7 protein-coding genes are annotated in these 9,867 nt (G+C 38.7%); 5 read left to right on the top strand and 2 right to left on the bottom strand.

Going from position 1 to position 9,867, the window contains the following annotated elements:
- Positions 1–187: 187 nt before the first annotated feature.
- Together CD172_RS09970 and CD172_RS09975 are read right to left on the bottom strand one after the other, a co-directional pair.
- Positions 188–889, bottom strand: coding sequence for a response regulator transcription factor (locus CD172_RS09970; RefSeq protein ID WP_103346261.1), 702 nt, complete (start codon positions 887–889; stop codon positions 188–190).
- Entirely contained in the window at positions 886–3,396 is a 2,511-nt protein-coding gene (locus CD172_RS09975) for a sensor histidine kinase (protein WP_103346262.1), read from the bottom strand. Before CD172_RS09975 ends, CD172_RS09970 begins: the two co-directional genes overlap by 4 nt.
- Before the next feature lie 275 nt (positions 3,397–3,671).
- Between CD172_RS09975 and CD172_RS13145 the strand changes: the two genes are divergently transcribed.
- From CD172_RS13145 to CD172_RS10000, 5 genes are all read left to right on the top strand, one after another.
- On the top strand, positions 3,672–3,746 hold the full coding sequence (locus CD172_RS13145; RefSeq protein WP_081858178.1) for a potassium-transporting ATPase subunit F: 75 nt from the start codon (positions 3,672–3,674) through the stop codon (positions 3,744–3,746).
- A gap of 17 nt (positions 3,747–3,763) precedes the next feature.
- The gene (kdpA, locus tag CD172_RS09985; protein ID WP_103346263.1) at positions 3,764–5,422 is read left to right on the top strand and encodes a potassium-transporting ATPase subunit KdpA; all 1,659 of its coding nucleotides are present in this window, start codon (positions 3,764–3,766) and stop codon (positions 5,420–5,422) included.
- An 11-nt stretch (positions 5,423–5,433) separates the two neighbouring features.
- Positions 5,434–7,428: a potassium-transporting ATPase subunit KdpB gene (gene kdpB / locus CD172_RS09990; RefSeq protein WP_103346264.1), complete on the top strand. Its 1,995-nt coding sequence runs from the start codon at positions 5,434–5,436 to the stop codon at positions 7,426–7,428.
- Between the two features lie 14 nt (positions 7,429–7,442).
- The gene (gene kdpC, locus CD172_RS09995) at positions 7,443–8,024 is read left to right on the top strand and encodes a potassium-transporting ATPase subunit KdpC (RefSeq protein ID WP_103346265.1); all 582 of its coding nucleotides are present in this window, start codon (positions 7,443–7,445) and stop codon (positions 8,022–8,024) included.
- A 283-nt stretch (positions 8,025–8,307) separates the two neighbouring features.
- Entirely contained in the window at positions 8,308–9,756 is a 1,449-nt protein-coding gene (locus CD172_RS10000) for a C3-binding domain-containing protein (protein WP_103346266.1), read from the top strand.
- Positions 9,757–9,867 lie beyond the last annotated feature (111 nt).

Consider the following 9,867-nt stretch of genomic DNA (forward strand, 5'->3'; position numbering starts at 1 on the left):
CAATATTGCTATTATATAAATGATACTTTGTAAATGTCAAATAATAATTAAATCAAAAAATTAAAAGATTCTATTGGAGTGCACAGGGCCTATAACGTCAAAAAGCACTCAATCGTCTTAAAAAGATGATTGAGTGCTAAAAATGTTCGAGTTATTTTAGAATTTAAATTACTTTGTTACACCTCCATCAAGATGATGATGTGTGTTCTTGTTTCATCATTTGATAGCCAACTGAAAGATGTGTCCGAATATATTGTGGGTTTTTAGGATCATGTTCAATTTTTTTGCGTAAAGTCGTCATAAACACGCGTAATGAAGGTAAATCAGATTCTAAAATATGTCCCCAAACGGCTTTTAAAATAAATTTATACGTTAACACTTTGCCTGTATGTTCCGATAAAAGCACGAGTAACTTATATTCAATTGGCGTTAAATGTATGGCTTGACCATCAACAGTCACTTGATGGCTATCGAAATCTATCCACAACCCACCGTTGTGATAAACGTTAGAAGGACGTGTGCAATCGTTGTATTTTCTTTGAAGTACACGGACGCGTGCTAACAATTCATCCGAATTAAAAGGTTTTGTAACATAATCATCCGCCCCATTATCAAGACAAATGACTTTTTCCTCAGCATCCTCTCTTGCACTGAGCACGAGTATTGGAGTCTGATAGTTTTGTTTCACCTTTTGAATCACACATAGCCCTTCCATATCTGGTAAACCCAAATCAAGAATGACGATATCTGGAAGTACGTTTTCAAACTGAAATAATGCTTCTTTACCGTTACTTGCAAGGTGTACCCGATAATTATTTTGTTCAAATAACCGCTTCAATAAGCGTTGGACAGAGTCATCATCTTCTACAATTAATAATTGCGTCTTCAATTAATCACCTTCTCTATAGGGAGTTTAAAGCCAAAAATCGCACCCGTAGGTTCATTTTTCTTAATGTACAGGCTCGTATGATGTCGCTTTAAAATCATTTGGCATAAATATAAACCCAGACCCAATCCTTTACGTGAGCGGTCTGATGTATTGTCACTCGTATAATACTGATCAAATATACGTTCTTGCATCGCTTCATCGACCCCGTACCCATTATCCTGTACTTCAATCACTGCACTCGAGCCTTCATGACGCAAACTCAACGTAATGACCGATTGTTCAGGTGTATATTTAATCGCATTCTCAACTAAATTAATCAGAACTTGCGTCATCATTTTCTCATCAATATGAACAAGTAAAATTTCGTCAGGTTCCTCAATGCGAAAGGTTCGTGTCCCCGCTCGTTTGACTGTCAATTGATAGGCCGTGTATATCACTTCAGATAAGACAATGGTCTGCTGATTACTGATTTCATCATCATGGTCTATTTTCGTGATTGTCAAAATGTTATTGACCATATTATTCAGCCACGTCGCGTCTTCTTTAATACTTTTCAAAATGGAACGTTGTCCCTCACTCATCTCTTTATCAAGCACATCAAGATTACCTATCATCGCCGTCAAAGGCGTACGAATATCATGTGAAATTGACTTTAAAAATGTACTTCTTGCTTGTTCCCGTTCCTTTTCTTTTTCTTGCTGTTTATTCTCTTTATACAAACGTATTTTCTCAAGCGTATTTGTCATATCAATCGCCATCGATAAAATGATTTCTTTTTCAAACGTTAATTGATCTGATGCTGGAATCATGATGATATACGTACACGCTTGCGCATTCACTGGTAAGAGATAGTACGGTAATCCTGGAAACGTATCTGTAGAATAGCCCGCTTCTTGTTGATGGTATTTCACCCATTTTAAATGGGCTGCCAATTTGGGAAATACCTCAGTTTGATCTGAATGAATAATCCTCACATCTTCATGCGTTAATTTTGAAAATTGTTGTTTCATTGTTTTAATGACCGCTTGTTCATCCACGCTTTGTATAAGTAACTTGTTCGTTTCAAGTAATACTTCTGTACGATATATTTTTTCTTTTGCCACTTTTGTTTGTTGCTTTACATTTCGTACGAGTGCACTCATGATGATGCCGCAAACAAACATAATCGTAAATGTCGCAGGGTAGTCTGCCCGGTAGGCTTCAAATGTAAATCGTGGTGTAGTAAAAAAGTAATTAAACAACAGTACTGCTGCCATAGAAGAGAATATCACGTTCAGTCTCGAGCGTATCCATAAAGCACTCATAATAACACCGAGCATGTAAACGGTAATTGTATTAGACTCATTTAACTGATGCTGAAACATCGTTAGACTAATCAGCGTACATACCGTCATAATGACAATCAATTTCAGCAAATCGACCATTTGAAATTGGAGCCACGGTTGAAACAAAGGTTTTGACGCTTGTTTTTGTACCGCACTTGGAATGATATACACATCAATGTGCGGATAGCGCGCATTTAATTCTGAGATAATGTCTTTACGCTGAAAGATACTCGACTTATGTGGGCGACCGAGCACCACTTTATTGACGCGATTGGCAGAACACCATTCTCCTAATTGTTCACTCTCTTCCCCATAAAGACTAATAAAGTGACCACCAAGTGACTCGAGTAACTGTCGATTCAAGTTCAGCTGGTGTATCGCTTCAGGTTCAAGTGTACTACTTTCAATATAAATCCCCGTTAGACTGCATTTAAATGCTTGAGCTAATCGTGCAGCATGTCGAATGACTTTCATATTTTGGACAAAAGGTGAAATCCCAACCGCAATGACTTGTTCTTCGTTTTCAAGACCGACTTCTGTCATCTTGGCATCTACCAAATTGGCAAGTTCTCTTAACGCGAGTTCTCGGAGCTGTATTAAATGATCCAGCTGGAAGAAGCCTTCTAACGCCCGCTGTGCTTGACGTTCCTGATAAATGTTTCCTTCTTTCATACGGGTCTGTAAATCGATAGGTTCAATGTCTACAAACTCAAAAGAATCCGCTTGTTTAACCAATCGATCTGGAACCCGTTCGCTCATTTCAATTTTCGTAAAATGATGAATGATATGATACAACGATTCAATATGTTGAATATTCAGTGTCGTATGGACATTAATCCCTGAGCGCAACAGTTCTTCGACATCTTGGTAACGCTTTTCATGTCGGCTACCAGACGCGTTATGATGTGCCAACTCATCTATAAGTATCACATCTGGCTGTGCTTCAATAATGGCATCGATATCTGGCTCATGAAATGTATGATGGTTGTAGTGCAACGTTTTAAGTGGAATGACTGGAATTGACTCAGTTAAAGCGGTTGTTGCCGGCCGTTGATGTGGCTCAATATAACCGATACGCACATCAACCCCTTTTTCAATCAAATCATGTGCATCTTTCAACATACGATACGTTTTACCAACGCCAGCTGCATAACCTATATATATTTTCAGTTTGCCCTTCATCTGTATGCCTCCTATTCTCCCACAGTGTAGTCCTTTCCTATGATGAAAACCAGTGAGAACCTTATTGCCAGCAAAATCTTAATACCGTATTAATATCGTCCACTGACATCTTAACGCCCTCTTTATGGCAATGGTGTTATATTTTTCACAGATTACTAGGGAGGGGAACAAAATGGAAGATATGATTTATATCTTTATTTTTATAGGTCTATTCGGTGTACCCATTTTAGGACTCAGTGTTCTAGAAAAATATTTAACAAAGAAGGGACATTAACATGGTGCTACTACTGATCATCTTATGCGTATTTATTTATCTCATCCATGTGCTCTTATTTCCTGAACGTTATTAATAAAGGAGTTCTTCAATATGACGAGTGGATTCATTTTGATTATTGCATTTCTTATCATCGCAACGCTGATTGCGTGGTATCTTTATCACATTTATTTTAATGCACAGAGCTTTCTAAACGTACACTATACGCGATTAGAAACGACGCTTACACGCATGTTACGACTCAAGCACGCGCCACAATCGGCGATAGATTATTTCAAAAGTTTATTGTTAACCAATGGACTGGCTTCCGTCCTATGTTATGTCTTATTACGGATTCAACGTGTTTTATGGCTCAATCCGAACCATGTTCAAAATATGTCTCCGGATTTGGCGTTTCACACCGTCATCTCTTTTGTGACAAACACCAATTTACAACATTATGCGGGCGAAACGAGTTTAAGTTATTTTTCTCAAATGGCTGTGATCACTTTTTTAATGTTTCTCTCAGCTGGATCAGGGTTTTGTATTGCGGTTGCCTTTATCCGTAGAATGACTGGAAACCGAGATGTCATTGGGAATTATTATAGTGATCTCATCAAATGGATTGTGCTTGTATTGCAACCGCTCTCTTGCCTTGTCAACCTTTTATTGATGCATGAAGGGGTCATTCAAACGCTCCAAAAAAACATTCAATTTACAACGATAGACCATCGGATTCAAAGCATTCCACTAGGTCCCGTGGCATCACTTGAGAGTATTAAACATTTAGGCACCAATGGCGGTGGTTTTTTCGGTGCCAATGGTGCAATGCCCTTTGAAAATCCGACTGTTTTAACAAATATGGTAGAAATGATTTCAATGATGGTGATGCCTGGTGCCGTCTTTATCTTGTTTGGCATCGTTTTGTATAAAAAGAAATTACCGTCAAGAAAACAAATATTCTATTTTGTAGGACTTTTGTTAGCAATTTTCTTAATGTGTTTTCTCATCAACTTAGGAGCTGAACATATGGGTAACCCACATTTTTCAGGGGACAATATGGAAGGCAAAGAAACACGATTTGGGTTGACGCAAAGTGCTTTATTTACAACCGTCACAACAAGCTTTACAACAGGCGCTGTCAACAATATGCATGATGCACAAACAGCTTTAGGCGGTATGGTGCCACTTGTTCTCATGATGATAAACGCCATATTCGGTGGTGAAGGGGTTGGTTTTCTTAATTTTATGACGTATGTTTTGTTAACGCTTTTCATTGCAGGCCTTATGATTGGGCGGTCTCCTCAACTGTTTGGTAAACGATTAGAGAATAAGGAAATGACATGCATCTCAGTGATACTCATGATTCATCCTCTAATCATTTTAAGTTTTACAAGCCTAGCTTTGGTTTTTCCAAACAGCCTGTCAGCGATGACCAATCCCGGAGCTCATGGGTTGTCTCAAATACTTTATGAGTACACTTCCGCTAGCGCAAACAACGGCTCTGGATTTGAAGGGTTACAAGATCATACCGCATTTTGGAACATCACGACTGGACTCGCCATGTTTTTAGGGCGTTACCCTGTCATGATACTCCAACTCTTCATCGCATCGATGCTGGCACGTAAACCTATACAAAATACAACCAATGAGATGGCCATAGATACACCGATTTTCACTGTACTGCTTGTCGTCATGCTTATCACAATCAGTGCACTGACTTTCTTACCTGCACTCGTACTTGGTCCTATCGGTGAATTTTTGACATCTTAAGGAGGTTCACTATGAATCACGATTTAATTAAATCAGCCATTTGGCAGTCTATCGTCAAACTCAACCCAATGAAAATGATTAAAAATCCAGTGATGTTTGTCGTATGGATGACTTTTTTAGTCACACTACTTGGCGGGCTTTTCCCAACTATTTTTTCGATGCAACCTGCGGATAGCTATCATTGGCTCATCGCCTTTATTTTATTGATGACATTACTCTTTGCTAATTTTGCAGAAAGTCTTGCTGAAGGTCGCGGGAAAGCAGAAGCTAATGCCCTCCGTACAAAGAAAAAAGAAATGATTGCACGTGTCATCAAAGACGATAAAGAAGTCATGATTGCAGCCACTGCGCTTCATAAAGGGGATATCGTACGCGTTAAACAAGGAGAAACCATTCCTTGCGATGGTGAAATTATTAAAGGTATTGCGATGGTTGATGAATCGGCCATCACTGGAGAATCTGCGCCTGTTGCCAAAGAATCCGGAGGCGATTTTTCGAGTGTCATTGGTGGTACTGTCGTCGTAAGTGATCAGTTAACCATCAAAGTGACAGCGTCTACGGGCGAATCATTTATAGATAAAATGATCGCATTAGTAGAAGGTGCTTCACGCCAAAAAACGCCTAATGAACTCGCATTATCAACATTATTAACCAGTTTGACCATCATATTCTTAATGGTGATTGTCACACTGGTGCCTTTTGCACACCAATTGCATATCAACCTTTCAACGATGTCCTTAATCGCACTTTTTGTGTGTCTTATCCCAACGACTATCGGTGGCTTATTATCCGCAATTGGGATTGCTGGAATGGACCGCGTCACCCGCTTCAACGTCATCGCCAAAAGTGGGAAAGCCGTTGAAGCTTGCGGTGATGTAGACATGATGATTCTCGATAAAACGGGAACCATTACATTTGGCAATCGCATGGCGCATGCCCTTTATCCTGTACAAGGCGTTACGCAAGAAGCATTAACGAGAGAAGCCATGCTTAGTTCCTATGATGACGACACACCTGAAGGACGCTCTATCGTTACTTTTGGCGAAACGCAAGGCTATCATATGACACCCCCTGAGGATTATACTGCCATTCCCTTTACTGCAGAAACACGGATGAGCGGGATAGATGAAAATGGCCAACGCCATCTTAAAGGTGCTGTCGATGCCGTCATTAAACGTGCAAAGAAAATGGACATCCCAGTGCCAGACGATTTATTAGCATTAACCGATGAAGTCGCTCATCAAGGGGGCACCCCACTTGTCGTCATGGACAACAAGCGCATTTACGGTGTCATTTATTTAAAAGACATCGTCAAACCAGGCCTTCCCGAGCGCTTTACATTACTTAGAAAAATGGGTATAGAAACCGTCATGTGTACCGGAGATAATCCTCTCACCGCGGCTTCTATTGCACAAGAAGCAGGCGTGGATCGCTTTATTGCTGAATGTAAACCAGAAGATAAAACGCGCGTCATTCGAGAGGCGCAAGCAAAAGGGAAAATCATTGCTATGACTGGAGACGGCACAAACGACGCCCCAGCACTAGCACTGGCCAACGTCGGTGTCGCCATGAACTCCGGTACAATCGCTGCCAAAGAAGCGAGCAATATGATTGATTTAGATTCTGACCCAACAAAACTCATAGAAATTGTAGAAATTGGGAAACAATTATTAATTACACGAGGCGCATTAACGACGTTCAGTATCGCTAATGATATTGCGAAATACTTTGCAATCATTCCGGCACTTTTTTTACCTTGGATGCCTCGCATTCAAATGTTAAACATGATGCACTTACAAACCAGTCATTCAGCAATTTTATCAGCATTAATTTTTAATGCATTGATCATTCCATTGTTAATCCCTATTGCACTTAAAGGCGTTCGTTTCAAACCTACGACACAAAGTCGTTTATTGTTAAACAACACCTTGATTTTCGGATTAGGCGGGGTAGTCACCCCTTTTATTGGCATTAAATGCATTGATGTATTAATCAATTTATTTTGAGAGAAGGTCAAATTATGCTAAAAAGTTCGCTTGTGACGACATTATTTCTTTTAGTGCTCTGTGGCATCATTTATCCACTGGTCACAACCGCTGTCGGTCAAGCAGCATTTCCACAACAAGCAAATGGAAGCTTGATAAAAGAACATGACAAAGTCGTCGGATCTAAACTGATCGGTCAGGAATTTACGTCACCCGCGTATCTCCATGGTCGACCTTCACCGCACCATTACAGCTCTTATCCAGAAAAAACACCACAAGATCAGATACAACCAGTGACAGGAGAAAGTAATGATAGTAACAACAACAGAGAATTGCTCCAACGTATCAAAACGGAGCGACAAACATTCAGTAAAGAGAATGGCGTCCCAATTCAAGACATTCCTGTCTCTATATTAACTGCCTCTGGCTCAGGACTAGATGGTCAAATTACGAAACAAGCCGCAGACATGCAAATCCATCGTATGGCACAACACAGTGGTTTAACTGAAGAAAAAATACGTAGGATTATTAATCAACATACTGTACAACAAAACGACCAAGCTATCGTTAATATTCTTGAAGTCAATTTAAAAATTAAACAATTCATGCATTCATAAAATCAATACCCCCTCCCTCAAGTACTACTAGGTAGACTGCGGGAGGGCTTTATTTTAGGTGACTAACAACCCAAGTTGGCCTGTTTTAACAAGATATGATGCGTAATGCCCAGTCCCAATTTGATTCAAGCACTTAATATATGTAAAAAATACTTTAATCTGAATGAATAATTGTACTCCTGTCTATATTTAAGGAATATTTAATATTACTACAACTAATAGCGTGTTATACTTTTTACGTTAATAGACAGATATTTTATTTTATAAACAGAAAGGGAATATTATGAAAAACAAAAACATATCAAGAGTTTTAATGGGCGCAGCAACAATTACACTGGCAACTATGATTGCAAATGGGGAAGCAAAAGCAGAAGAGCACACGGAAACACCAGCACAACACACAGCAACAACGCAAGTAGATGACGCACAACGCGCATACTATAAGGTATTACACCTTGAAGGGCTAACGAACGAACAACGTAGCAACTACATTCAAAAATTGCACAATAACCCTGGAAGTGCACAAGAAGTATTTTCAGAATCAATTAAGGATAGCAATAACCAAGAACGTCGCGTAGGTCAACAAAATGCATACTACAGCATCCTTAAAAATAATAAATTAACTGAAGCAGAAAAAAACAACTACATTGCTCAACTTAAACAAAATCCAGACAAGAGCCAAGAAATTTGGTATCAATCATTACATCACCAAGCACAAACTGACAACAACGTAGAATCAACAACTCCAGAAAACACTCCAAAATTAAACGAAACAGATCACAGCACTACAAACAACAACGGACACCTCACTAAAGAACAAGCATTCGCACGCGATAACGAACTTACATCCAATGCAAATACTTCATTATCTGAATTACTGAAAAACGATACAATTGAAAACAGACGTAACGCACAACGCAACGTTAACAAAGCACCTTTAGACGTAAAACAACAATTACAAAATCAACTTGATTTAATCATTGCACAACACGATGCGAAAGTACGCGATAACAGTACTAAAACGACTGAAGACACTAATAACAGTGTTGAAGATGCACAAGCACGTATTGATGAACGTGTACGTACAATCAACGAAGCATTAACAACATTAGAAAGTAAAGACTCAATCAAAAACCGTCGTCATGCACAACGTGAAGTGAACAAAGCACCACACTACATGCAAGATCGTTTACAAAAACAATTAGACTTAATTATTGCGAAATTAGATAACGCAAGATTAACAAAAACAACAGATAAAAATGAAGTTACACCAAAAGTAACTGAGCCAAAACAAACAGAAAAAGTTGAAAAAGCACCACAATCACCAAGTTACTATCAAGCAATTAAAAACTACATCAGTGAAACATTCAATAACGGTTACAAATACGTTGCAGATACGTATAAAAACTATAGTAAAAAATATGAAGATGCTAAATACTATGTAGGTAAGTACTATGAGTATAAAGGCATCGTTGATAAAACAGTATTAACAACATTAGGTGGTGGATTAAAGACACATATTGCCCCACTTGAAATAAACGATAAAAACACGGCTCTATATAATGCGTATGCGAAAACACGTAACTATGTCACTGAAGGCATTAACACTGGTAAAGTTTTATATGCATTTTACCAAAATCCAAATACTGTAAAAAATGCGATTAAAGTAGCTGAGGCAGCAAATTCTATCACAAGCACAATTTCAAGTTTTTGGTCATCACTTTGGAAATAATTCATTGATATCCAAAAAGGGGCTGGGACATAATTCCTAGCCAAAAAAGAGAATCGATTAGGTAAAATTATTTTTACTTAATCGATTCTCTTTATATATTATTTCAAAAAA

The organism is Staphylococcus agnetis (genome assembly GCF_002901865.1).
Classification (GTDB): domain Bacteria; phylum Bacillota; class Bacilli; order Staphylococcales; family Staphylococcaceae; genus Staphylococcus; species Staphylococcus agnetis.

Excerpts from the sequence above, each read along its gene's own strand:
- CD172_RS09975 (WP_103346262.1), bottom strand. The coding sequence starts at position 3,396 with ATGAAGGGCAAACTGAAAATATATATAGGTTATGCAGCTGGCGTTGGT.
- kdpA (WP_103346263.1), top strand. The coding sequence starts at position 3,764 with ATGACGAGTGGATTCATTTTGATTATTGCATTTCTTATCATCGCAACG.
- kdpB (WP_103346264.1), top strand. The coding sequence starts at position 5,434 with ATGAATCACGATTTAATTAAATCAGCCATTTGGCAGTCTATCGTCAAA.
- kdpC (WP_103346265.1), top strand. The coding sequence starts at position 7,443 with ATGCTAAAAAGTTCGCTTGTGACGACATTATTTCTTTTAGTGCTCTGT.
- CD172_RS10000 (WP_103346266.1), top strand. The coding sequence starts at position 8,308 with ATGAAAAACAAAAACATATCAAGAGTTTTAATGGGCGCAGCAACAATT.